Annotated in this window: 22 protein-coding genes; 13 read left to right on the top strand and 9 right to left on the bottom strand. The window is 70.6% G+C overall.

Features of this window, described 5'->3' with window-relative positions:
• Positions 1-70 precede the first annotated feature (70 nt).
• From EPL04_RS01230 to EPL04_RS01210, 5 genes are all read left to right on the top strand, one after another.
• Positions 71-1,264: an AI-2E family transporter gene (locus tag EPL04_RS01230; protein WP_134668668.1), complete on the top strand. Its 1,194-nt coding sequence runs from the start codon at positions 71-73 to the stop codon at positions 1,262-1,264.
• Positions 1,257-1,880, top strand: coding sequence for an IMPACT family protein (locus EPL04_RS01225; protein ID WP_134668666.1), 624 nt, complete (start codon positions 1,257-1,259; stop codon positions 1,878-1,880). Before EPL04_RS01230 ends, EPL04_RS01225 begins: the two co-directional genes overlap by 8 nt.
• 84 nt (positions 1,881-1,964) lie before the next feature.
• Positions 1,965-3,929 (top strand): gamma-glutamyltransferase family protein, encoded by a 1,965-nt coding sequence (locus EPL04_RS01220; protein ID WP_134668665.1) that lies wholly within the window; start codon positions 1,965-1,967, stop codon positions 3,927-3,929.
• A gap of 126 nt (positions 3,930-4,055) precedes the next feature.
• Positions 4,056-4,466: a phosphoribosyl-AMP cyclohydrolase gene (gene hisI / locus EPL04_RS01215; RefSeq protein WP_134668663.1), complete on the top strand. Its 411-nt coding sequence runs from the start codon at positions 4,056-4,058 to the stop codon at positions 4,464-4,466.
• On the top strand, positions 4,459-5,598 hold the full coding sequence (locus EPL04_RS01210) for a DUF7118 family protein (protein WP_134668661.1): 1,140 nt from the start codon (positions 4,459-4,461) through the stop codon (positions 5,596-5,598). The genes hisI and EPL04_RS01210 overlap by 8 nt, the downstream gene beginning before the upstream one ends.
• A 5-nt stretch (positions 5,599-5,603) precedes the next feature.
• On the opposite strand, the gene EPL04_RS01205 is transcribed toward EPL04_RS01210, so the two are convergent.
• The 5 genes from EPL04_RS01205 to glmM all read right to left on the bottom strand — a co-directional run bounded on the left by EPL04_RS01205 (position 5,604) and on the right by glmM (position 11,628).
• A complete protein-coding gene (locus tag EPL04_RS01205; RefSeq protein ID WP_134668660.1) occupies positions 5,604-7,007 on the bottom strand; it encodes a PAS domain S-box protein in 1,404 nt (467 codons plus the stop codon).
• A complete protein-coding gene (locus EPL04_RS01200; protein WP_134668658.1) occupies positions 7,000-8,103 on the bottom strand; it encodes a sensor histidine kinase in 1,104 nt (367 codons plus the stop codon). The genes EPL04_RS01205 and EPL04_RS01200 overlap by 8 nt, the downstream gene beginning before the upstream one ends.
• Positions 8,104-8,117: 14 nt before the next feature.
• Complete coding sequence (locus EPL04_RS01195; protein WP_134668656.1) at positions 8,118-9,602, bottom strand: ATPase domain-containing protein; 1,485 nt, start codon at positions 9,600-9,602, stop codon at positions 8,118-8,120.
• Between the two features lie 144 nt (positions 9,603-9,746).
• A complete protein-coding gene (locus EPL04_RS01190) occupies positions 9,747-10,169 on the bottom strand; it encodes a hypothetical protein (RefSeq protein WP_134668654.1) in 423 nt (140 codons plus the stop codon).
• 94 nt (positions 10,170-10,263) lie between these two features.
• Positions 10,264-11,628, bottom strand: a complete 1,365-nt coding sequence (gene glmM, locus EPL04_RS01185; protein WP_134668652.1) for a phosphoglucosamine mutase — start codon at positions 11,626-11,628, stop codon at positions 10,264-10,266.
• Positions 11,629-11,760: 132 nt separating this feature from the next.
• On the opposite strand from glmM, the gene EPL04_RS01180 reads away from it, so the two are divergent.
• Together EPL04_RS01180 and EPL04_RS01175 are read left to right on the top strand one after the other, a co-directional pair.
• Entirely contained in the window at positions 11,761-12,162 is a 402-nt protein-coding gene (locus tag EPL04_RS01180) for a hypothetical protein (protein WP_134668650.1), read from the top strand.
• Positions 12,163-12,201: 39 nt separating this feature from the next.
• On the top strand, positions 12,202-13,026 hold the full coding sequence (locus EPL04_RS01175) for an HVO_0234 family beta-propeller protein (RefSeq protein WP_134668649.1): 825 nt from the start codon (positions 12,202-12,204) through the stop codon (positions 13,024-13,026).
• Here EPL04_RS01175 and EPL04_RS01170 read toward each other — a convergent pair whose 3' ends face one another.
• Together EPL04_RS01170 and EPL04_RS01165 are read right to left on the bottom strand one after the other, a co-directional pair.
• Positions 13,027-14,025, bottom strand: coding sequence for an AI-2E family transporter (locus EPL04_RS01170; RefSeq protein WP_134668647.1), 999 nt, complete (start codon positions 14,023-14,025; stop codon positions 13,027-13,029).
• Positions 14,026-14,075: 50 nt separating this feature from the next.
• Complete coding sequence (locus tag EPL04_RS01165) at positions 14,076-14,960, bottom strand: hypothetical protein (protein WP_134668645.1); 885 nt, start codon at positions 14,958-14,960, stop codon at positions 14,076-14,078.
• A gap of 98 nt (positions 14,961-15,058) precedes the next feature.
• Here EPL04_RS01165 and EPL04_RS01160 point away from each other — a divergent pair, with 98 nt between their 5' ends.
• The 3 genes from EPL04_RS01160 to EPL04_RS01150 all read left to right on the top strand — a co-directional run bounded on the left by EPL04_RS01160 (position 15,059) and on the right by EPL04_RS01150 (position 19,175).
• On the top strand, positions 15,059-16,216 hold the full coding sequence (locus EPL04_RS01160) for a thiamine ABC transporter substrate-binding protein (RefSeq protein WP_134668643.1): 1,158 nt from the start codon (positions 15,059-15,061) through the stop codon (positions 16,214-16,216).
• Between the two features lie 6 nt (positions 16,217-16,222).
• Complete coding sequence (locus EPL04_RS01155) at positions 16,223-18,016, top strand: ABC transporter permease (protein ID WP_209019536.1); 1,794 nt, start codon at positions 16,223-16,225, stop codon at positions 18,014-18,016.
• A gap of 100 nt (positions 18,017-18,116) precedes the next feature.
• Positions 18,117-19,175, top strand: coding sequence for an ABC transporter ATP-binding protein (locus EPL04_RS01150; protein WP_134668641.1), 1,059 nt, complete (start codon positions 18,117-18,119; stop codon positions 19,173-19,175).
• Between the two features lie 18 nt (positions 19,176-19,193).
• Here EPL04_RS01150 and EPL04_RS01145 read toward each other — a convergent pair whose 3' ends face one another.
• The gene (locus EPL04_RS01145; protein WP_134668639.1) at positions 19,194-21,545 is read right to left on the bottom strand and encodes an ATP-dependent DNA helicase; all 2,352 of its coding nucleotides are present in this window, start codon (positions 21,543-21,545) and stop codon (positions 19,194-19,196) included.
• Between the two features lie 141 nt (positions 21,546-21,686).
• Between EPL04_RS01145 and EPL04_RS01140 the strand changes: the two genes are divergently transcribed.
• Together EPL04_RS01140 and EPL04_RS01135 are read left to right on the top strand one after the other, a co-directional pair.
• Entirely contained in the window at positions 21,687-22,136 is a 450-nt protein-coding gene (locus EPL04_RS01140) for a universal stress protein (RefSeq protein ID WP_134668638.1), read from the top strand.
• Positions 22,137-22,214: 78 nt separating this feature from the next.
• Positions 22,215-22,769: a DUF1684 domain-containing protein gene (locus EPL04_RS01135; RefSeq protein WP_134668636.1), complete on the top strand. Its 555-nt coding sequence runs from the start codon at positions 22,215-22,217 to the stop codon at positions 22,767-22,769.
• A gap of 49 nt (positions 22,770-22,818) precedes the next feature.
• Here the strand turns inward: EPL04_RS01135 and EPL04_RS01130 are convergent, their stop codons facing one another.
• The gene (locus EPL04_RS01130; RefSeq protein ID WP_134668634.1) at positions 22,819-23,499 is read right to left on the bottom strand and encodes a class I SAM-dependent methyltransferase; all 681 of its coding nucleotides are present in this window, start codon (positions 23,497-23,499) and stop codon (positions 22,819-22,821) included.
• Positions 23,500-23,599: 100 nt separating this feature from the next.
• Here EPL04_RS01130 and EPL04_RS01125 point away from each other — a divergent pair, with 100 nt between their 5' ends.
• Positions 23,600-24,748: an NAD(P)/FAD-dependent oxidoreductase gene (locus tag EPL04_RS01125; protein ID WP_134668632.1), complete on the top strand. Its 1,149-nt coding sequence runs from the start codon at positions 23,600-23,602 to the stop codon at positions 24,746-24,748.
• Positions 24,749-24,772: the final 24 nt, after the last annotated feature.

Below are 24,772 nucleotides of genomic sequence, written 5' to 3'. Positions count from 1 at the left end.
CGCCGGGTGCCGGGGCCCGGGACGGGCGGGCGGCGCGTCCTATTTAGGGCTGGCCGACCAACCGCCGGCCATGACGCTGGTGCCGGAGGACCGCGAGCGCCTCGCGTGGTGGGCGTTCACGCTCGCGATGGTCGGCGCGCTCGGGTTCGTCGTCTGGTCGTTCGTCGGGACCGTGGTGTTCGGGGTCTTTCTCTACTACGGGATGCGCCCGCTCGACCGCCAGCTCCGCCGCCGGCTCTCCTCGGACGTCGCCGCGGACCTGACGGTCGTGCTGGTCGCGCTCCCGGTGCTCGGGCTGGTCGGGTTCGCGGTTGCCGTCGGATTTCAGGAGCTGAGCCAACTGATCGGGACCGATGGGGCGCTCGCCCGGCTGGTGCCGTGGTCGCCCGACCAGCCGACCGCGCTGTTCGAGGACCTCCGGGCCGCGCTGGGCTCGGGATCGGCCGGGTCGGCGGGCGGACAGTTGCTCTCGACCGTGCTGGGGACGCTGGCGGCTGCCGCCACCGGGCTGTCTCACTTCTTCCTGTCGCTTTTGTTGTCGTTCGTCCTGCTCCGGGAGGACGCCCGCATCGCGGCGTGGTTCCGGAATATGTTCGGCGGCGAAGGGTCGGCCGCCCACGCCTACGCGGCGGCGGTCGATCAGGACCTCCACGAGGTGTACGTCGGCAACGTCCTGACCGTCTTCGCGGTCACCGCGCTCGGACTGGGCGTCTACAACGGCCTCGACCTCCTCGCGCCGTCGGGGGTCGGCGTGCCGGTGCCGACCCTGCTCGCGTTGCTGACCGGACTGGCGACGCTGGTCCCGCTGGTCGTCGGCAAGATCGTCTACGTGCCGGTCGGACTCCTGCTCGCGTACCGGGCGACCACCGGGCCGGGGCCGGACGCGCTGTGGTTCCCGATCGCGTTCTTCGCGGCGGCGTTCGTGCTGTTGGACCTCCTCCCGGTGGCGGTGCTTCGACCCTACATCGCCGGCCGGCACGTCCACGGCGGGCTGATGGTGTTCGCGTACATCGGCGGCACCATGCTCTTTGGCTGGTACGGGCTCTTTCTCGGCCCGATGCTGGTCGTGCTCGGGGTCCACCTCGCCCGGATCGTCCTCCCGGAACTGATCCACGGCGAGACCGTCACCCGAGAGGTGCGGGCCGCCGAGTCGCTGGGGTCGAATCCCGGCGTCGCGGAGCCCGGTGCCGCGGAATCGGGCGACGCCGACGAGTCGGGCCCCGGCCCCGGCCCGACGACTTCGGAGGGGTCCAGCGATGGGTGACGAGCGCGCCGGCGCGCCCGACACCTTCCGCACCGCGGCGGGGTCGGGTCGGGCCGCCTTCGAGATCAGGGGGTCGGAGTTCGTCGGCCGAGTCCGGCCCGTCGCCGACCGCGAGGCGGCCGAGGCGTTCGTCGCGGAGGTCCGCGAGAAGCACGCCGACGCGACCCACAACGTCCCCGCCTACCGGGTTCGGGCGGACGGCGACCTCCTCCGGGAGTACGGCGACGACGACGGCGAGCCCTCGGGGTCGGCTGGCAAGCCCGCCCTGAACGTGCTCCAGCAGGAGGGCGTCGAGAACGTCGCGGCGGTCGTGACCCGCTACTACGGCGGGACCAACCTCGGGGTCGGCGGGTTAGCCCGCGCGTACTCCCGTGGAGTCAAGGAGGCGCTCGCGGACGCCGGAATCGCCGAGCGCCGGCCGCGCGAACAGTTCGGGGTGACGGTCGCCTACGACGACTCGGGGACCGTCCGAGGGATCCTCGAGAGCGCGGACGCCGAGTTCGAGGCGACCTACGAGGCGGAGGTGTCGTTCGCGGTGACGGTTCCGGTCGCCGAAGCCGCGGGGCTCAGAGACCGCATCCGGAGCGCCACCAGCGGCCGGGCCGAAATAGACTGACAGGTCAGCTCGCCGTCCCCTAGAGTTAAGCGGCGACTAACAGTAGCCGGTTCGTGCCGTGCGTTCGCACGGGACAAGGTAACTATGGGGGGACACGACACGCGCTCCGAGGAGCGCGACCGCGAACGAACAGGGCGAACGAACCGACGCGACTTCTTGCTGGGGTCGGCGGCCGCGCTGGGGCTGAGCGCGGTGCCCGCCTCCGCACGGGCGAGCGCGGTCGACGGCCGACCGCGCGCGATGCAGGCCGAGGAGGTCGCGACCGCGACCAGCGCCGAGGGAATGGTGTCGTCGGTCCACCCGGAGGCGACCCGGGTCGGCACCAACGTACTCGAAGACGGCGGCAACGCGGTCGACGCGGCGGTGGCGGTCCAGTTTGCGCTCAACGTGGTCCAGCCGCACGGCTCGGGCATCGGCGGCGGCGGGTTCATGCTGGTGTACTCGGCCGACGAGGACGTGACCTACGCGGTGGACAACCGCGAGCGCGCGCCGGTCGGGGCCGACCCGGAGATGTTTCTCGGCGAGGACGGCGAGCCGATCCCGTTCGACCAGCGCCACATGAGCGGTCAGGCCGTCGGCGTCCCGGGGACCCTGCGGGCAATCGACGTGGCGCTCAAGCGCTTTGGCACCCGGCCGCTCGAGCGGTTGATCCAGCCGGCCATCGACCTCGCGTCGCCCGGTTTCCGGGAAGCGACGGTCGACGCGTACCTCGCGGAGGTGATCGCCGAGGAGGTCGACAACTTCAACGACGCCGCCCGGTCGGTGTTCGCGCCCGGCGGCGAGCCCCTGGAGGCGGGCGACTCGCTGCTCCAGCCCGACCTCGCGGACACGCTCGAGCTGATCCGCGACGAGGGGGTCGAGGCGTTCTATCGGGGCGAGATCGCCGAAGCCATCGCCGAGACGGTACAGGACACCGGCGGGACCATGACCACGAACGATCTGGCGGCGTACAACGTCACCATGGACCACCCCGAGTACGTCGAGTACGAGGACGTGGTGATCCGGACGATGTCACTGCCCAGCTCCGGGGGGCTGACGGTCGGCCACGTCCTGAAGCTGGTCGAGAGCTTCGACCTCGGCGAGTACGGCCCCAGATCGACCGAGAAGTACCACGCGCTCGCCGAGGCGTTCCACCGGGCGTACGCCGACCGCGGGGCGTACATGGGCGACAAGCTGTTCGCCGACGCGCCGTGGCAGGGACTGTTAGACGAGGAGTACCTCGCCGAGCGCCGCGACGAGATCTCGCTGTCGACGGCGACCGAACCGCCGTGGGAGCCGGGCGACCCGTGGGCTTACCAGCCCGGCGAGCCCTACCGCACCAGCCCGCTGGTGGCCGACCCGGCCGAGATGGCCCGGAGCCTCGACGCCGAGAGCGCAGAGACCGTGCTCGGCATGCTGGCGGCGCTGTTGGCGGTCTCCCGGAGCGACGCCGGGGCGCGAGCGGGGGCGGCCGCCGGCCGGCCCGGACCCGACCGAGCCACGCCGCTGGCGGCCGATCGCGGCCAGACGACCCACTTCACGACCGCCGACAGCGAGGGCAACATGGTGTCGTGGACGAGCACCATCGAGCAGTTCTTCGGGACGAAGATGATGGTGCCGGGCTACGGGTTCATGCTCAACAACGAGCTGACCGACTTCGACGCCACGCCGGGCGGTCCGAACGAGGTCCGGCCGAACAAGCGCCCGCTGAGCTCGACGAGCCCGACCATCGTGTTCCGCGACGGCGAGCCGTTCATGACCGTCGGCTCGCCCGGGGGCACGACCATCATCACGACGGTCGCCCAGATAATTCAGAACGTGACGACGTTCGGGATGGGGCTCGCCGAGGCGATCGCCGAGCCACGTATCTACGCCGACGACGACCCGGAGCTCTACTGGGAGGACGGCGTCCCCGAAGGCGTCCGCGAGGAGCTGTCGGGGCTCGGCCACGCGATCCAAGACGAGTCGGTCGGGCTCGGCAACGCGCAGGCGATCTTAGTCCGGGACGGCGAGTACGTCGGGGCGGCCGACTTCCGGCGGGCGGGCGCGGTCGGCGCCCCCGAGTCCTAACGCCGGTCGCGGGCTCGGGCGGGACGGCGCCGATCGGCGGCGCGGCCGCTCGTCGCTATTTTTCGCGATCGGCGCGGCGTGTCCGACACACAAAGCATATCGCCGGGAAAGACGAAGCCTCACCAAATGAGCGACGCCCCCACGACCGAGGCCGAGGCCGACCCCGACGCCGCCCGGGCGGTCGAACTCGACTTCGGCGAGTCCGGACGGATTCCCGCGGTCGCACAGGACGCCGAGACGGGCGAGGTGCTGATGCTCGCGTACGTCACCGACGAGGCGGTCGCGAAGACCCGCGAGACCGGCCTCGCCCACTACTACTCGCGGAGCCGCGAGGAGCTCTGGCAGAAGGGCGCGACCAGCGGGAACGTCCAGCACGTCGAGGAGGTCCGGGTCGACTGCGACGGCGACGCCCTGCTGTACCTCGTCGACCCGGAGGGCGGGGCGTGTCACACCGGCTACGAGACGTGTTTCTACCGGACGCTCGACGGCGAGACGGTCGCCGACCGCGCGTTCGACCCCGACGACGCGTATGAGTGAGAACGCCGCGCCGGCCTCGGCGGTCGCCGAGTTGGCGGACGCCGACGAGCGGCGTCGCGAGATCGACGCCCGGATCGAGGAGTACGGCGAGTCGACCGTCGAGTCGGTGGCCGACGCCTACGACCGGGCGACCGGCCTGCTGGCGCGCTACGAGGAGCAGGCGACCGGGACCGGCCGCCAGAACTTCCAGAAGTTCGTGGAGTTCAAAGCCGAGTTCGGCTCGTTCGTCGAAGAGCTCTCGGAGGACCTGCCCGCCTACGACGCCTTCGACGCGGCCGGCGACCGCTTCGACAAGAACCGACTCAACGAGCGGGACTTCGAACTCGCCCGCGAGGACCTCGAACCCGCCGCCGAGATCGCGGGACTGCTCGAGGACCGCGCCGAGGCGCTCGATCGCTACCGCGAGCACCGGCACGCGGTCCGGGACGCGCTCGAAGGCGTGGGCGAGGAGATCGCCGACCGCGAGCGACTGCTCGAACTCGGCGACGCCGACCTCGACGCGCCGGTCGAGGAGATCCGCGAGCCCATCGAGGCGTACAACGACGCGGTGACCGAGGCGTTCGACGAGTTCCGACGGAACGCGAGCGCCCGCGCGGTCCTCGATTTCGTGGCTGTCACCCGCGACTACCCGCTGGTCGAGTTCCGCGAGCCGCCCGAGCGCCTCCGGGCGTACGTCGCCGACAGCGAGGCCGGCGAGAAGCCCGTCCCGGAGCTACTGGAGCTCTCGGGGTACTCGAACTCGAAGCTCGACCACTACGTCGAGGCGCCCGCCGCGCTCAAGCGCGCGGTGGCGACCAACGAGACGTACCTCGAACGCCTCGACGCCGCGCCCCTGCGGCTCGACTGGCCGCCCCGGTCGGCGGCCGACCTCCGGTGGCGGACCGACGAGCTGGTGTCGGTCGTCGGCCGGTTCGCGCCCGAGGACGTGGTCGCAGACCTCCGGGCGGTCCAGACGGCGGTCCGGGACGCCGACCGCTTCGAACGTCTGCGGACCGCGGCGATCGCGGCCGAACAGCTCTCGGAGGCCGAACGCGAGAAGATCGAGCGCGGCGCGGTCGAGCGCGAACTCGACGAGCTTCGGTCCCGGAGAGAGCGGTTGGAGGACGCGCTCGAGGACCACCCGAACCGATAGGCGCGCTACCGCGTGACCGGGAGGGTCACCGACACCGTCGTGCCGTCGGCGGTGGTCTCCAGATCGATGTCGCCGCCGACGTACGTGATGACCCAGTAGGCGAACCACAGCCCGAGTCTGGAGCCGTGTTCGAGGGGCTTTTCGGTCTCGGCCTCGATGACGCGTCGCTCCTGGTCGGGGATGCCGGGACCGTTGTCCGCGATGGTGACCGTCGCCGTGGCGGACTCGGTCCTCGCGGTGATTGCCGCACGCGGGACCGCCGACTCTGAGTGTTTGACCGCGTTCTCGACGAGTTCGCGAAACGCGGGGATCGCCCGCGCGTCGATCCGGACCGACTCCGAGCGGTCGCCCTCGATTGCGATCTCGGCATCCGGGTACAGCGCCCCGACCTCGTCGGCGATCTGTTCCAGCGCCGCCATCAGCCCGCGCTCGGTGTCCTCGTCGAGCGAGTCGCCGAAGATCCGCTGGATGCGGTGGGCCTTCTCGCTCGTTTCGAGGAGCAACTGGACGTTCTCCTGGATGGTGCGGAGGTGTTCGACGAACGCGTCGTCGTCGAGAGACGCCTCGAGTTCGGCGGCGTACCCGTTGATGACCGTCCCTTTGTTCCGGAGGTTGTGTCTGAGTATGCGGTGGAACACCGTGAGCTGTTGCTCGCGCAGTTTGTGCGCGGTGATGTCGTCTTGAATCCCGACGAACGCCTGAATCTCCCCGTCGGCGTCCGCGATCGGCGCGATCGTCTGATTGATCACGAACCGCTCGCCGGATTTGCGCTCGTTGACCAGTTCGCCGGTCCAGATGTCGCCGTCCCGGATGGTGTGCCACAGCTCCCGGTACAGCGACTCGTCCTGCTCGCCGGATTTGAGGATCCGGGGGTTTTCGCCGATGACCTCGGCGGCGGCGTAGCCGGTCATCCGCTCGAAGGCCGGGTTGACGTACTCGATGACCCCGTCGGGATCGGTGATGAGGATCGCGTGACCGGCGTGCTCGACCGCGTTCTTGAACTGCCGGAGCTCGTCGTTTTGCGCCCGGAGGTCGGCGTGGAGTTCGGCGGTCTGGTTGCGACGCGCGAGGAGGTTCGAGATGGTCCGGAACAGCGACGCCGGTTCGACGGGGGCGGTCACGACGTCGTCGACGACCAGCGGGCGCTCGGCGGTCTCGACGTCCGGGAGGTCGACCGTGACCGGCGTCTGGTCCCGGCGCACGAGGACGACCGGACAGAACACCGGATCGAGCTCTCTTTTGCGGCGCTCTAGCGCGTCGCTGTATCGGTGAAACGACGGCTCGTCGACGAGATACAGATCGACCTCGCGCAACTCCTCGTCGACGACCGGAGTGTGGTTGTCGTCCAGAATCGAGGTAAGGGCGCGGCGGTTGCCCGCGCCGTCGACCAGCAGTTGGATCTCAGCCATCAGACCGAGCCTCCTCGACCGTCGGGAGCGTCACGACGAACACCGCGCCTTCGGGGTCGTTGTCCTCGACCCACACGTCGCCGCCGTACGATTCGACCAGCGTCCGGACCAGATAGAGCCCGATGCCCGTCCCGTCGCTCTCCAGACCGGTCGCCCGTCTCCCGAAGATCTCGTCTTTCTGCTCGTCGGGGACGCCGGGGCCGTCGTCCGCGATTCGGACCGCGACCTCGCCCGCACGCTCGCGGACCGAGACGGTCACGGTCGGGGCCGGCCCGTCGTTGTGTTGGATGGCGTTTTTGAGCAGATTCCGAAACACCGAGTCGAGCATGTCGTCGGCGACGGTGACCCCCGGGACGGTCCCCTCGACGGCGACGGTCGCGTCCGGGTACTTCGAGCGGACTCGTTCGAGTTCGAGGTCGAGCGTCCCGCGAAGCGCGATTCGCTCCGGTTCGGCCTCCTCGGTCGAGAGCATCACGTCGGCCATCTCCCGCGCCGTCTCGGTGAGCTCGACCGCGTGGTCGGCGCTGTCGAGGACCGTTCGGAGGTGTTCGCGCCCCGCCTCGTCGACGTGGGCTTCGAGCAGGTCGCCGTAGGCGGTGACGAGCTGTAGGTCGTTGCGGATGTCGTGGCGCAACATCTGGTTCAACAGCCCGAGGTCGTCGCGCTGGGCTTCGAGCTGGTCGTTTCGCTCGCGGAGTTTGGCGGTCGCGGCGTCGAGTTCCGCCGCGATGTGCTCGCTCCGGGCCTGCCTCGCGAGGAGATTCTCGACCGTTCGAAAGAGCGTCTGTTTCCCGACCGGCGCGTCCAGCACCTCGTTGACGAGGAGCGGCGACTCGGACTCGACCGGGTCGGGGAGGTCGACGGTCACCGGCGTCCGGTCGCGACGGAGCAACACTACCGGGCAGAACACCGTTCTGGTCTCGCGTCTGCGTCGATCCAGCGCGTCGCGGTAGCGGTGAAACGACGGCTCGTCGACGAGATACAGATCCGCGTCCCGGAGCTCCTCGTCGACGATCGGATCGTAGTGTTCGTCCACGACCGACGCCAGCGCCCGGCGGTTGCCGTCGGCGGACAACAGCAGTTGGATCTCGGTCATTGCTATCGGATGTCTCAGAGCGACTGATCGGGATCACCACCCACGCGTTTGGGCACGCCTTCGACGACCCCGTGCATCCCCGAGACCGACTCGCCGATCTGGAGCCCGTCGTCGGTGATCCTGAACCGGCGCGGGACCGTCTCGAAGCCCCCGATGCGCTTTTTCAGCACCCCGACGATCCGCTGGAGCTCGCCGCCGACCTCGATGTAGTTCTCGAAGACGATGTTGTCGGCGAGATAGCTGACGCTCTCGCTGGTCGGTTCGGGGAACCCCGTCACCTCCCTGCGCTGGTCGATCAGAATCACCGACGCGTTCATCTGGATCAGGTACTTTGTGAGCGCCCGGAGCCGGCGGCGCAGTTCCACGCCGTCTTCCCCGCCCTTGATCGCGTTCTTGTAGCCGGCGATGCCGTCGATGACGACGAGTTCGGCCGCGTGGCGTTCGACCTGCGTGCGGACCTGATTGGCGAACTCCTCGGGCGACATCGCGAGCGAGTCGATCTCCTCGATCAAAAGCGACCCCTCCTCGTGGAGGTCCGAGACCGGGTTGCCAAAGTGCTCGGCCCGGTGAGTGAACGTCTCGATCGACTCCCCGAACAGGTACGCGAGCGCCGGGTCTCCGTGCTGGGCGGCCGTCGACAGGAACTCCGCGGCCGTCGTCGACTTGCCGACCCCGGAGGGACCGCTGAGGATCGTGACCGTGCCCCGTTCGAGCCCGCCGTCGAGGAGCGCGTCGAGTCCGTCGATGCCCGAGGAAAACTTGGTCGGTTCGAACCGCCGACTGTGCGTTTCGGGCACGAGCGCGGGGAAGACCTCGACCCCGCCCTCGCGGATCTCCATCCCGTGGGACCCATCGCGCTGGCCGACCCCGCGGTGTTTCGGCACGCGGATCCGTCGGCCGGCCTTCTCGTCGCCGTGGTTGAGGGTGATGACGCCGTCGCTGAGCGACTTGAGCTGGGTGTCCATCTGCTCGGTCGGCGTCTTGGTCGCCAGCACGGTCGTCCCCCGGTTTTTGAGGAAGCGCGCGAACGAGATGATGCGCTTCCGAAACTGGTACTCGGTCGGTTCGAGGTACTGGAAGTGGGTTATCGGGTCGATCAGAACGCGGTCGGGGTCGACCGCTTCGATCGAGTCTCTGATGTCGGCGATCAGATGGCCGTCCTCGACGTCGCGGGGCTTGACCACGTCGTACGACTGGGCCCGAGTGAAAAAGTCCGACTCGGGCCCGACGTCGAGGAACGCGGCGTCGTCGAGGTCGATGCCGAGTTCGGCGGTGTTGGCCCGGAGGTCGTCGGCCGACTCCTCGCCGTGGATGAACAGGACCGTCTCGCCCGCGTCGAGGCCCGCTTCGAGAAACTGGGTCCCGAGGAGGGTCTTGCCGGCCCCGGGCGGCCCGATGACGAGGTACAACCGACCGTTGACGAACCCGCCGCGGAGGAGCGTATCGAGCCCGGAGATCCCGCTCGAGATCCGCGTGAACTGACGGTCTGAGGAGGTCATATCCCAGAATCACCGGCTAGCAAGCATAAAAGCCACGAAAACTGAGGTCAGATGAAAAGAGACGAACGTATTGGCGAGCGGTCGATCGCGGCGGGCCGACGACGAGGTCGTTCGCGTCGGGAGACGAGAGAGCCGCGACGCCGTCTACGTCCGACACCAGTTCTGGGAGACCGACGCCACGGTAGCCGACAGGATCGAGACTTCGACGTGTTCGCCCGCGTCCGAATCGGGGCAGTCGGGGACGAAGGTGTACTCGTTGATGTAGCCCTGACTTTGCTTGACCCGGACGAGCGCTTTCTGGGCGTCGAAGACGTCCTGACGGTCGACGTACGAGGTCCCGTCCGACGCGTTCGAGGCCAGATCGATCCACTCACCGAACAACTGCTTCTCCGAGAGGTCCGCTTCGATATCGACCGGCAGGATCTCGACGAACACCGAGCGGTCCTCGGCCGTCAGATTCGACACCGAGAGCGACACCGGGCGAGGGTCCGAGCCGGTACAGCCGCTGACCCCGGTCGCGAGGGCGGTCCCGACCGCGCCGAGGAACGTACGCCGAGAGGCTGGCATGTCTCCGAGACGCCGGCGGGTCCGAATAAGTCTTCTCTCTCGTCGGTGTGGGAGGGCTTCGAGCCGCCACCGCCGACCGCTCGCCGAGCGATCGCTACGCCGCGGCCTTCGCGTCGCGTAACGCCGCCGCCATCTCCTCGGCCAAGTCGCGTGCTCTGGACTCCTCGCGGGCCTCGGCGTAGATCCGGACCATCGGCTCGGTGCCGCTGGGGCGGGCCAGCACCCACGCGTCGCCGTAGTCGAACCGGTAGCCGTCGAGGGTCGTGACCTCGGCGTCGGCGGCCTCGGCCTCGCGCTCGGCGGCCTCGAGAAGCGCGTCGCGCTCGGCGTCGGTGTCGTGGCCGATGTTGATGCGGACGTTGTGATAGCCGTCGTAGGGCGCGACGACCTCGCTCGCGGGGCGGTCGGCGAGCAGTTCGAGGAATCGCGCGGCGGTGTACGCGCCGTCGCGGGCCAGCAGGTACTCCGGGAAGAAGATCCCGCCGTTGCCCTCGCCGGCGACCGGGACCGGCTTGCCCTGCTGTTGGAGCTCCTCGATCCGGGTGATGAGGTTGGTCGAGCCGATCGGGGTGAGTTCGAGGTACGCCTCGCAGTCGTCGGCCACGTCGACGAGGCGCTGGGAGACGTTGACCGCCGAGACCACCGAGTCGCCGGGGTCGAGTTCGGCGGCCGCGAGCGCCGCCAGCGTCGCGTCGCCCTCGACGTACTCGCCGGTCTCGTCGTAGAAGATGGCGCGGTCGGCGTCGCCGTCGTGGGCGATCCCCACGTCGGCGTCGGTCGCCTCGACGAGCCGGCCGAGATCGCCGAGGTTCTCCGGGACCGGTTCGGGGTCCCGGCCGGGGAAGTGGCCGTCGGGCTGGCTGTTGGCGGTGACGACCCGACAGCCCAGCTTCCGGAAGAACTCCGGGCTGGTGAGCGATCCCGCGCCGTGGCCGGGGTCGAGCGCGACCGTGAGGTCGGCGTCGGCGACGGTCTCGCGGTCGACCGACGCCAGAAGCCGGTCGACGTACGCCCGCCGGACGCCCTCGACCTCGCGGCTCGTTCCGGTCTCGCTCCACGGCGCCCCGTCGAACTGCTCGGCGAGGAACTTCTGTTCGATGCGCTCTAGGTCCTCGACCGCGAGTTCGACGCCGTCCGCGCCGACGAGCTTCACGCCGTTGTACTGGGGCGGGTTGTGGGAGGCGGTTATCATCACGACCGGCACCGACTCGCGGCCGGCGTACGACTGGGCGCCCGGCGTCGGAACCACGCCGAGCCGGTCGACGTCCGCGCCGACGCTGGCGAGCCCGCTGGCGGCGGCGTCGGCGAGCATCCGTCCCGTCGCGCGGGTGTCGCGAGCGACCGCCACGCGATCGGCCCGCCACACCGTCCCCGCGGCCTTGGCGACCTTCAGCACGAACTCCGGGGTCAGCGCCTCGTTGGCGACCCCGCGAGTTCCGCTGGACCCGAATACCTTCATGCCCGTGGGTGCGGACCGGGACGCAAAAGGCATTCCGGAGACGCTCGGGACGTGTTAGCCGGCCGTCAGCCCCGCCGGTCGGGGAGTGCCGAGTAGACGACGTTATATACGAGAGGCAAAGTGAGTCCAACAGTGAGCGATTCGGCGGCCCACCTCTGCGCGTCGCGGGCGCGCGAGCTACTCGAGACGCTGCGACCGCTCGCCGGCGATAGCCTCCGATGTGGCGTCCACTACCACGGTCGCCACCAGACGGTGTTGGACGTCCGCGACGACGTCGCCGAGTCGTACGACGACGACGAGATCGCCTGCCTGATCGACGACCTCGCGCTCGAAGCGTTCGGCGACCCCACCCGGCTGACCGACCTCTACCGACTCGGCGATCTGGAGGCCACCGCCCGGTGGTTCGGGGACGGCGTCCTCGTCCACTACCCCTACAGCGACGCGAGCGGCGTCGCGGTCACGTTCGACCACGACGTCGGGTGTTCTCTCCGGACGCTCATCGCGACCGGGGCCGCGTTCCTCGACGGCCCGTGAACCCGAACCACTAACCCGCCGGGTGCCCCACGATCGGACATGGACATCAGCATCGACGAGAAGCGGGTGTACGACGGGAGCGACGAGAGCGTCCCGGTGTACGTCGTCGGTGAGTTCGGCGTGGCCGCGATCGAGACCTCCGACGATCTGGTCGGGGAGTTCGGGCTAAAACACCAGTGTACCGCCCGGGACGCCGCGGGGCGGGACGGCCGACTCGCGGTCGCCACAGACGAGGACGTGCTGGTCGCGACAGGCGACGGCTTCGGGGCGCTCGGCGTCGGCCCGGCGGTCGCGGTCGGGTTCGGGACCGACGGCGACCTCGTGGCGGCGCTCGGCGACGGCCGGGTGATCCGCGAGCGCGGCGACTCGTGGACCGAACTCGGCGAGGTCGCCGACGCCCGGGCCGTCGACGGCGATTTCCTCGCGGGGGCCTCCGGCGTCTACCGGGCGACGAGCGGCGGCCTCCGGCAGGTCGGACTGAACGAGGCCCGGGACGTGTCGGCGGCCGAGACGCCGCTGGCCGCCACCGACGACGGCCTCTACCGACTCGGGAACGGGTGGCTGGCCGAACTGGAGGGCGCCTTCCGCGCGGTCAGCGCCTCGCCGGCCGGCGCCGACCAGACGGCGAGCGCCGGCGACCTCGGCGAGGCTCACGCCGCGACCGACGCGGCGCTCTTCGAGTTCGCCGAGGGGGCGTGGCGGACGGTGTCGCTACCGGTCGAGGAGGCGATCGTCGCGCTCGATCGCGGTTCCGACGGCGCCTACGCGATGACGGCCGAGGGGACGTTTCTGCTGTCGGTCGGGGACGGCTGGCGCTCCCAGCCGGTCGGCCTGCGCGAGGCGGCGGCGGTCGCCGTCCCGTGATCAGTCGGTCGCGGTGGCGCCGTTGACTTCGGCGGCGAGGAGGTCGGTCGCCTCCGCGAGGAGCGCCACCACCAGCGGCCCCGCGATGAACCCGATCGGGCCGACGCTGAGGAGCCCGCCGGTGAACCCGATGAAGTAGAGGCTCCCGGGGATGTCGGCGGTGTGGCGCGCGAGTCGCGGCCGGACGACCGCGTCGGGGAGCCACCCGATCAGGACCGCGCCCAGCACGCCGACCGAGACCGCCGCGGTCACGTCGCCGACGCCGAACTGGTAGAGTCCGAGCAGTCCCACCAGTACGGTCGGGCCGACGATAGGGAGAAACTGGAGGAACCCCGAGACGAGCGCGAGCGTGACGAACAGCCGGTAGTCGAGCAGGTAGAAGACGGGGAGCGCGACGAGGAAGGTCGCGGCGGCGGTCGCGGCCTGTAAGACGTAGATGGCGAACAGCGTCTCGCGGGCGCGCTCGCGAAACGCCTCGGCCACGTCGCGGTAGCTCGGCGGGATCGGTGCGAGCAACGCCTTTCGGGCGCGCTCGCGGTGGATGAGCAACGCGAACACCAGTAGTGCGAACAGCGTCGCCTTGAGCGCGAGCACCGGCGCGATCCGTGCGACGGTGAGCGCGACCCCGGTGAGGTTCTCCCGGACGAACGCGATGGCGACGCTCGCGTCGGCGGTGTAGGCGACGCCGAGCAGTTCGACGGTGAGGCTCCGGGGGAGCGCTCTGAGCACCGCCAGCATGTCGGCCTGGCGCCGGTAGACGAGGAAGGCAAAGGAGCCGAACAGCGCGAGGACGCTGAGAAAGCCCACGGCGGTCGCGGCGACGCTCGCCCACCACGGGTGGGCGCCGCGCTCGACCAGCCGTCGGTGGAGCGGGGTGAGGACCGACGCCACCGTGATCGCGAAGAAGACGGTCCCGAGCACGTCGAACAGCACCACCGCGGCGAGGAGTCCGACCAGCACGAGCACCACGCCGAGTACCCGTTGTCGCGTCCCGGACATACTCGCCGCATCGAAAGCGGACACGAAAACCTTTGGGTCCCGCGCCGGCGCTACACGCCCCGCCACCCGGCGAGACAGAGGAGCGCGCCGACGAGGCCGAGCACGCCGGCGAGGTACGCGCCGACGACCGGGTCGTCGACCGCGCGCCACCCGAGGACCGCGACCCCGACGAACAGGAGGCCGGCGCCCGAGACGACCGCCCGGACCGCGGGATCGGTCGTCGGCGACTCGGCCGGCGTCTCGACGCCCGCATCGAGCGCGGCGCCGACGGCGTCGGCCGCTTCCGGGGGCACCGTCAGGAGTCGCGGGACGAACGCGCCGGTCCCGCGGGCGTACGACGCCCAGTAGATCGTCGGGCCGGCGACCCGGACCGATCGGACGCGGGTCACCTGCGCCAGCGGGACCCGCCGGCCGTTGCAGACGAGGTCGACCTCGCCGGTCGCGTCCGGCGGGTCGGCCGCGCCGGCGGGGCCGCCGTCGAGGTCGACCGTCCCGGCCGTCGAGAACAGCGCGACCGCGACCGGCGAGAACACGAGCGCGACCACGACCGCGAACAGCGCGTCGAAGCCGACGCCGGCGGCCGCCAGCCCCCAGAGGCCGACCGCGCCCGCGACGGCGGCGACGGCCACGCTTCGGGGCGTCCACGGGGTCGCGTCGCCGGCGAACGCGCCCGGACTCGGTCGCTGGTCGGGGTCCGCGAGCATCGGCCAGAGGTAGACCAGCGAGACCGGCCCGCCCACGAGGACGAGGAGAGCGACGAACAGCAACGCGCCGAGGGAAATCGCGGTGACGAGGGCGGGGAGCGCGAAGAGGAGCGTGCCCGTCGCGAGCAACAGCGCGCCGCCGAGTCCGGCCACGAACCCGTGGGCGAGCACCCGGAGGAGCCTCGATCGGGTCGCGTCGTAACGCCACTCGACGCCGGCGGGGTCGCTCATACCCGATACGTGACGGCGCGGGGACAAATACGTTCGGCGGGGGACGCGAGAGCCGAGGACCGCGCCACCTAAGTATCACTGTGTGCAATCACCGGGTAATGAAACGACGCACGTTCCTCAAAAGCGGCGCGGCGGGGTCGCTGATCGGCCTCGCGGGCTGTACCGGAACCGGCGAGCAGGCGACGACCACGACCGAAGAGACCACCACCGAGACGACGACCGAGGCCACGGAGACGACCGAGACGACCGAGGAGACCACCACCGAGAGCGACGACGGGCTGAGCGGAACGCTGACGGTCGCGACCTACAGCTCGTTCGTCGACGCCCCCAGCTCCTCGCCCGGGCCGTGGCTCAAGGAGACGTTCGAGGAGCGCCACCCCGACGTGACGATCGAGTGGGCGACCCCCGACAACGAGATGAACTACTACATCCAGCGTCGGACACAGGGCGTCGACATCGACGCCGACGTGTACGTGGGGGCGAACGTCGACCATCTCATCCGGATCGACGAGAAGCTCGGCGACCGATCGCTGTTCGCGTCGAGCGCCGACGCCCTCGACAACTACGGCCACGTCGACGACGATCTGAAGTTCGACCCCCAACAGCGCGCGATCCCCTACGACACCGGCTACATCAGCCTCGTCTACGACGGCACCGAGACCGACGACCCCGAGACGTTCGACGCGCTCACGACCGACGAGTACGCGGGCGATCTCATCGTCCAGAACGCCCAGTCGGCCGCGACCGGTCGGGCGTTCTTGCTGTGGACGGTCCACAACCGCGGCGAGGACGAGTATCTCGACTACTGGAAACAGCTGGTGGACAACGACATCACGATCCTCGGGTCGTGGGACGACGCCTACACCGCGTGGGAGGAGGGCGAGGCGCCGATGGTGGTCTCGTACTCGACCGACCAGGTGTACGCCAACCGCTACGATCAGGATCTGGAGAAACACCAGGTCTCGTTCCTCGACGACCAGGGGTACGCCAACCCCGAGGGGATGGCGAAGTTCGCCGACACCGACGTGCCCGAGCTCGCCGACGCGTTCATGGACTTCGTGCTGTCGGCGGAGGCACAGGGCGAGATCGCGGTCCGGAACGTCCAGTTCCCCGCGACCGACTGGGCCGAGCTCCCCGAGGAGTTCGCCGAGTACGCCAAGATCCCCGACGAGCCGGTCACGTTCACCTATGAGGAGCTGGCGGGCAACCTCGACGAGTGGGTCGACGACTGGGCGCGCCAGATCGCGAGCAACTGACCCGACGTGAGCCGACGCGACGGGGTCGGGGGCTGGCTCGGACGCCGCGCGTCGACGGCCGAGCGCCACGCGCTGGGGGCGCTCGGCGTCGCGACTGCGGCGGTCCTGCTCGTGGTGTTTTACTACCCGGTCCTGACCGTGTTCGCCGACGCCGTCCGGATCGGCGACGCCTGGAGCCTCGACGTCGTCCGTGAGGTGCTCGAAGACCCCTTCTACTTCGGCCCGCTCGCGGCGGTGTTCGCCGGCGACCTCGGTTCGGTCGGGGCGGTCGCGGCCGACACGCCCCTCGGGCGGTTCGGGTTCACCGCGTACCAGGCCGCCCTCTCGACGCTCGCCAGCGTCGCGCTCGGGCTCCCCGGCGCGTACGTCCTCGCCCGCTACGAGTTCCCGGGTCGCCGGACGGTGCGGTCGCTCACCATCCTCCCGTTCGTCCTGCCCTCGATCATGGTCGCCATCGGCTTCGTCGCCTTCTTCGGGTCGGCGGGGCCGCTCAACGACCTGCTCGCCCGGTTCGGACTGGGGCGGGTGAACCTCCTCTTTACCCTCGAAGCCATCGTGGTCGCCCACGCCTTCTACAACGCGCCGCTCGTGGCCCGCGTGACGACCGCCGCGTGGGAGAGCGTCGACGCCCGGACCGTCGAGACCGCCCGGTCGCTCGGGGCGAGTCCGCGCCGGGCGTTCCTCGACGTGCTCGTCCCGCAGTTGTTGCCCGCGGTGCTGACCGGCGCCTTACTCACGTTCGTCTTCACGTTCATGTCGTTTCCCATCGTGCTCGCGCTCGGGGGGTTCCAGCTCGCGACGGTGGAGGTGTGGGTGTACTCGCTGGTCCAGCAACTCGACTACGCCGAGGCCGCGACGCTCGCGGTCGTCGAGACCGTCCTCTCGCTCGCGCTGACCTACGCCTACCTCCGGTACGAGTCGAGCCAGTCGGGCGGGAGCCGGGCCGCGAACCCGCCGGCCCGAAAGCGACTCGTTCCCGAAACCCCCTCGGCGGGAGCGCTCGCCGAGCGCGTCGGCGTAGCCGCCTACGCGGGCGTCGTCGCGGTCGTGTTCCTCGGCCCGCTCGCCAGCATGGTCGCCGAGAGCCTCACCGGGCCCCAGGGGTTCACCCTCCAGTACTACCAGTTCCTGCTCGAACGGCAGGCCACCGGCGCGTCGTTCCAGACGAAACCCGGGGTCGCGGTGCGCAACTCCCTGCTGTTCGGGGCGGCCGCGCTCGCGGTCGCGCTCCCGATGGGCGTGACCGTCTCGGTGCTGACGACCCGGAGCGGCCGGGCCGAACGGCTCGCCGACGCCGCCGCGATGGCGCCGCTCGCGGTCAGCGGCGTGGTCGTCGGGCTCGGGATGCTCCGCGGGCTGGTGTTCGGCGTCGAGGTGTGGGGCCACCGGATCCAGATCGCCGGCCCGACCGCCATCGTCGCGGCCCACGCGGTCGCGGCCTACCCGTTCGTGGTCCGGAACGTCTCGCCGCTTCTCGGCGGCCTCGACCGCTCTATGGTCGAGTCGGCCCGCGCGCTCGGCGCCAGCCGGGTCCGGGCGCTGATCGACGTCGAACTGCCGCTGGTGGCCTCGGGCGTCGCGGCGGGCGCGGCGTTCGCGTTCGCCATCTCCATCGGCGAGTTCGATTCGACGGTGATTTTGGCCACCGGAAGCTCCAGCTACACGATGCCAGTCGCCGTCGAGCGCTACATCGGCAACCGGACGCTCGGGCCCGCCACCGCGATGGGGACGGTGTTGCTTGCGGTGACCAGCCTGAGCTTCGTGGTCATCGACCGACTCGGCGGGAGGTGGGAGGCGTGAGGGGCTCGCGACGCGAGGTCCGAAGGCCTCCGGAGGTGGGAGGCGTTCGTCGGCGGTCGAACGCGGGTTCGACCGCCGACAGACGCCGGAGGTGGGAGGCGTGACCGACCTCCGCCTGCGCGGGGTCTCGAAGTCGTTCGGCGAGGTGACGGCGCTCCGGGACGTGAGCCTCGACGTCGCCGACGGGGAGTTTTTCACGCTGGTCGGCCCGTCGGGGTGTGGCAAGACCACGACCCTCCGCGCGATCGCGGGGTTCGAGACCCCCGACGCGGGATCGGTGGCGTTCGGCGACCGCGAGATGGCCGGGGTCGCCCCGGAGGACCGCGACGTGGGGGTCGTCTTCCAGAACTACGCGCTTTTCCCCCACATGACGGTCGCCGAGAACGTCGCCTACGGCCTGCGGTTCCGGGAGGTCCCCGGCGGCGGGTCCCGCGAGGAGCGCGTCGCCGAGCTCCTCGAACTGGTCGACCTCGCCGGCTTCGGCGACCGCGAGCCCGACGAGCTGTCGGGCGGCCAGCGCCAGCGCGTGGCGCTGGCTCGGGCGCTCGCTCCCGGCCCCGAGGTCCTCCTGCTCGACGAGCCGATGAGCGCGCTCGACGCCCGGCTCCGCCAGCGGCTCCGGACGCAGGTCCGGGCGATCCAGTCGGAGCTCGCGATTACGACCGTCTACGTCACCCACGATCAGGAGGAGGCGCTCGCGATCTCGGATCGAGTGGCGGTGATGAACGGCGGCCGGGTCGAGCAGGTCGGCGCGCCCGAGGCGGTGTACCGCCGGCCGGCGACCCGGTTCGTCGCCGAGTTCCTCGGCGACAACAACGTCTTTACGGGCGAGGTCGACGGCGGCGCGGTCCGGGTCGGCGCCTCGCGGTTCCGGGTCGCGGGTCTCGACGCCCCCGACGGCGCGCCGGTCACCCTCTGCGTGCGGCCCGAACACCTCGCGGTCGGCGACGCGACCAACGCCTTCGAGGCGACGGTCGAGACGGTCGAGTTCCTCGGCGAGGCGTTCCGGGCGTCGCTCGACTGGGACGGCCGGGAGGTGACCCTGCGCGTGCCAGAGCGCCCGGAAGCCCGGCGCCTCACGGTCGGGTTCGAGCCCGACGACGCCCACGTCGTGTCGGTCGACGGCCGCGAGCCCGCGGTCCGGAGGGTCGAGGAGTAGCGGTCGCCGGGCGGTCGGTCAGGCCCGCCCGTCCCAGAACCGCTCGATCCCGAGCGACAGCATGTCGGGACTCACCGGCTGGAACTCCTCGCGCTCGGTCTCGGGGAGGTACTTGCGGACGCTGTCCCACGAGTCGCGGGCGTACCGCGAGTCGACGAGCACGCGGACGCCGACCTCCTCCGGGCCGCGGATCACCCGCCCGAGCGCCTGCCGGGCCTTCCGGGCGGCGGGGACGGTGAGCGCGTACTCGAAGCCGTCGCCGAACGCCCGGTCGTACGCGGTCCGGACCGCCTTCGTCCGGGGGCTCGCGGTGTTGATGATCGGGACGCCACACACCACCGCGGCCCGGAGCCGATCGCCCTGGTAGTCGACGCCCTCGGTGAGGGTCCCCCGGAGGCTCGTCACCAGCACCTTCGGCTCGCCGCCGAAGAACTCGGCCTTGAGGTCCTCGGTCGCGTCGTCGTCGCTACTCTCGTCGAGCAGGACCGTCTTCTCGACGCGGGGGTTCGCCCGGAGCGCGTCGGCGGCCCACTCGGCCTCGGCGTAGTTGGGCATGCCCACGAGGACGTTGCCCGCGGTCCCGGCCGCCACGTCCCGGAGCGCGTCGGCGTACGCCCGTCTTGCGGTGGTCTCCTCGCCGGGCGCCCCGCGGTTGTCGTAGGTGAACTTCGGGGCGTCGACCGCGAAGCTCTCGCGGTTCTCCGGCGGGAAGTTCAGGCCGTAGGTTCGCTCGACGATCGGGCGATCGTCCTCGCGTTCGAGGTGGTTCAGCCCGGTCACTTCCTCGAACACGTCGAGGGGTTCGAGGGTCGCGCTCATCAGCACGCCGCCGCCGAACTCCGCGAGGCGCTCGCCGATGGCGTCGCTTGGCACGCAGTTTTGCATCGCGAGCCGGGCGTTGTACGCCCGGCGCCACGACGACTCGGGCTCGGTGTCGTTCCACGTCCGTTCGAGCTCGATCTCCCGGAAGTACCGCTCGTGGTCGTTGCGGTACCACTCGCCGAGCACGCGCCCGGCGGCCGGGGCGGCGCGCTCTTTCTCGTCGTCTTCTGCCTCGTTCAGGATGCGGGCGGCGACGCCCCCGACGGCCTCGGCGCGCGCCCAGACGCCGTCGTGGTACCCCGCTTTCTCGGCCCACTCGGTGATCTCGTCGGGGCTCGGCTCGGTCGGATCCCGGAGCGGGATCTCGTCGTCGGGGAGGTCGGCGAGCCGCGACTTCCAGCCGCGGTGCTCGCGTTCGAGGTGGGCGGTGACCCGCCGGTCCAGTTCCTCCCGGAGGTCCCGGAGGAACTCTCGGGTCCGCTCCAGTTCGGAGAGCGAGACGTCGGCGTCCTCGAGTTCGGCCCGGACGAGGTCTGCGTCGGCGGTGGTGTGGCTCTCTCGACCCTCGAACTGTACGGGCTGGATCACGCGGCCGAGCTCCGACTCGGCGTCCCGCAGGGTCGCGTCGCCGACCGCGTCGCTCACGAGGTCCCGGACCCGGGGTTCGAGCATGTGGGCCTCGTCGCAGACCACGAACGTGGCGTCGTCGAGTAACGCGCCCGTGAACCCCCCAGTGGTGACGGGATCGAACGCGTGGTAGTAGTTACCGACGACCACTTCGGCGTGGCCCAGCACCGCGCCCATCATCGAGTGAGGGCAGGTGCCGTGCTGGACCGACAGCGAGACCAGCTCCTCGGGGTCGATCAGCCCCATCGCGTCGAAGTCGAACGGGACGGCCTCGACCGGCTCGCCGTCGTCGGGCAGATCGTCGAGGAACTGGGCGTAGAACGGACAGTACTCCACGTCGTCGTACTCGGGCATCTCCGGGGGGTACGGCGTCGGCTCGCCGCCGGTTTCGAGATACGTCGCGCCCCCGCCCGAGACCCCCGAGTCAGCCAGCCCGGTCTGCTGGCTTCGGGCGCGCGAGACGAGGTTCCGGGCGGTCGTCGAGCCGGCCTCGCCGGTGATCGCGCGGGTGTCCTCCCGGAGAGACTCACAGCGCTCGTAGACGTTTGTGTCGTCGATCCCGCCCGCGTTCTCGCGGTTGTACGGGCAGACGTCGGCCTTCCCGACGAGCGTGAGCGCCGTCACGGGATCGTAGCCGTCGGGGAGGTTCGCGTTGATCGTCCGGAGGTCGTCCTCGAACTGCCGGAGCTGTTGCTTGACGCTGGTCAACACGAGCACCCGGTCGTAGTCGCTGTCGGGGTCCCGGACCAGCTCGATCCCGGCGGTCAGCGCCAGCATCGTCTTGCCGGTGCCACAGGCGCCCTCGACGACGGCGAACCCGCCGTCCCGGCCGGTCTCGATGGCGGTCTCGATACCGTCGACTTGCTCGTCGTACGGCTCGTCGTGGCCGAAGACGTCGCGCCACGAATCGGAGGCGGTCACTGGACCGGGGTTGGTCGGCGTCGGGTTTGAACGTTTGGATGGCACCCCGACGGGCCCCTCGGCGGGGCGGCCGGCGGGCCGTCCCAGAAGGTGAGAATCGCGGACATCCCTTATCTGGCGGTCGGACGAACTATCGCTCGTATGTACGAGACGATCCTGCTCGCGACCGACGGCACCGTCGCGTCCGAGAACGCCGAGTCCCACGCGATCGACCTCGCGGCCGCCCACGACGCCGTCCTCCACGCGCTCTACGTCGTCGACGACAGCGTGTACACGGCGTACAGCGGCGACGAGTACGTCGACGGCTCCGAGGGCCCGGAGCACGGCCTCGAAGAGCGCGGGCGCGAGACCCTCGACCGAATCCGGGCCGAGGCCGACCGCGCGGACGTCGAGGTCGTCGACGCGCTCGAACACGGGGACCCGGTCGAGACCATCATCGAGTACGGCGACGCCAACGACGCGGACGCCGTCGTGCTCGGGACGAAGCGCCGGCCGGCCGAGTACCGGGCGCTCCTCGGGAGCATCACCGACCGCGTGCTCAGGCTGACGACCCGGCCCGCGATCGTCGTGAAGACCGACGCCGACGAGTAGCCGGGCTCGCGGTCCGATCGGGGCCGACCCGACGCGCCGATGCAAACCGTTACCCGGCGCGACCGACTACCGTCGTCCATGAGCGACGCCCCGAACTTCGACGCCGACCAGTGGCGCGAGGAACTGGAGTCCCACCGCGCGGAGAAAGACGACTTCTTCGGCGACCACCCCCAGTCGCCGATCCCGCCCGAGGAGCGCGAGGGCTTCGAGGGCCTCGAGTACTTCGCGCCCGACCCCGACTACCGGGTGACCGCGATCGTCGAGACCCACGACGAGCCCGACCCGGTCGAGATGGACGTGAGCGCGGGCGCGCCCCAGCGGTATCTCCGGGTGGCGACCCTCCGGTTCGAGTTGGGCGGCGAGGACCACGAGCTCGCGGCGTACACCCGCGACCAGCAGGAGGGGCTTTTCGTCCCGTTTCGGGACAAGACCACGGGCCAACAGACCTACCAGGGCGGCCGGTACATGGAGTTCGAGACCGAAGGCGACTTGCAGGACGGCTCGGAGATCACGGTCGATTTCAACCTCGCGTACTCGCCGTTTTGCGCCTACAGCGAGACGTTCGCCTGCCCGCTCGCGCCCGAGGAGAACTGGCTCGAAACCGAGGTCCGGGCGGGCGAGCGCGACGACTGATCGGGCGTCGAGGCCCGGCGACTGACGCGGGAACCGGACCGACCGGCGGTCAGGGCGCGACGCCGACAGTGAGTAGCGTGCCCAGCTCCCGGTAGCGCTCGACCATCGCGGCTCGGCTGTCCCAGTCGTCGGTCGGGAACGCGCTCGCGTCGGGGATCTCGATCTCGCGGTCCGGGACGTTGTCCTGCTCGGCGACGTGCAGACCGGCGTCGCGGAACGCCTCGCGGTACTCCCGGGCGCTCCAGCGGGTCATCTCGACGTCGATGTTGTCCTGCCAGCCGTGAGAGTGGACGTTCTCCTCGTAGTAGTTCACCGCACAGAAGAAGGTGCCACCGGGGGCGAGCACGCGCCGTATCTCCGCGAGGGTCTCGCGGGGGTCGTTGGCGTAGTAGAACGCCTCCATCGAGAAGACGTGGTCGACGCTGTCGTCGGCGAACGGCAGGTGGTCGAAGTCCCCCACCAGAAACCCGACCCGCCGGTCGTCGGTGTACCCGTCGGCGTTGTGCGCCATCTCCGGCGAGCCGTCGAGCCCGTAGGCCCGACCCGCCCCTTTGGTGTCCCGGAGCGCGCGGGCGGCGTACCCGCTCCCCGTGCCCAGATCGAGGACGACGTCGCCGGCCTCGACCGGCATCCGGGCCAGCGCGTACTTGGCGGTGTGCCAGTGGCGGTCTTCCATCCCCTTGTCGCGGCCCTCGGCCGCCCAGTCGTCGAACTCCTCGCGGACGCTCATACTCGCCGCGAGACGCGCCACGGACAAAACGGGTTCGAAACGCCGCGTCGACCCCGGCGACGGTAGACTTATTTCGCTCCGCCGGGCAGTTGTAGCCGACATGGACGCCGTCGTCGTCGGAGGCGGGATCGTCGGCCTGTCGTCGGCGTACTCGCTCGCTCAGGCGGGCGCGGACGTGACGCTCCTCGAGAAGGGGTCGCTCGGGATGGGATCGACAGCCCGATCGGCGGGCGGCATCAGGAGCCAGTTCTCGACCCGGGTCAACGTCGAACTCTCGGTCGCGAGCCGGGCGGTGTGGGACGACTTCGCCGAGCGGTTCGGCGTCGACATCGCCTACCGGAAGTCGGGGTACCTCTTCGTGGCCCGGACGGAGGCGACCGCAGAGCGGTTCCGCGAGGACGTCGCGATGCAAAACGACCTCGGGGTCGACACCGAGTATCTCGATCCGGCGGCGGCCCGCGAGCGCTGTCCCGGACTGATCGACGACCGGTTCGTCGCCGCGACGTACAACGGCGCCGACGGGTTCGCGGACCCGAACCTCGCGGTCCAGGGGTACGCCGAGGCCGCCCGCGAGGCCGGCGTCGACGTGCGGACCGGGACCGCGGTCACCGACGTCCGCACCGACGGCGACGCGGTGACGGGCGTCGACACCGACGACGGGCGGATCGACGGGACGTTCGTCGTCAACGCGGCCGGTGCGTGGGCGGGCGAGGTCGCCGAACTGGCCGGCGTCGACCTCCCGATCGCCCCGCGCCGTCGCCAGATCGCGGTGGTCGAGCCCACTCAATCGGTCCCCGAGGACGTCCCGCTGACCATCGACCTCCAGACGGGATCGTACTTCCGCCCCGAGCGCGACGGCGCCGCGCTCGTCGGCGGCCAGTTCGACGAGGCCGACCCCGATGTGGACCCGGACGCCTACTCGGAGTCGCTGGACATCGACTGGGCGGCGACCGCCGTCGAGCGCGCCGCCGACTGGACGACGTACTTCGACGGCGACTCGCGCATCCGGCGCGGGTGGGCCGGGCTGTACGCGGTCACGCCCGACCACCACCCGATCGTCGAGGAGACCCGCCCCGGCCTCGTCACCGCGGCGGGGTTCTCCGGTCACGGCTTCCAGCACGCGCCGGCGACCGGGCAGATCGTCGCCGAACTCTGCGTCGACGGTGCGGCGTCGCTGGTGGACGTCGACCCGCTGTCGAGCCGTCGCTTCGAGGACGGCGAGGCGCTCGTCGAGCGGAACGTCGCGTGATCCGGAGCCGATCCCGAACGGGCG

Origin of the sequence: Halorussus marinus, assembly GCF_004521895.1 — an archaeon.
GTDB classification, from domain to species: domain Archaea; phylum Halobacteriota; class Halobacteria; order Halobacteriales; family Haladaptataceae; genus Halorussus; species Halorussus marinus.
This window is presented reverse-complemented; position numbering and strand designations above follow the sequence as displayed.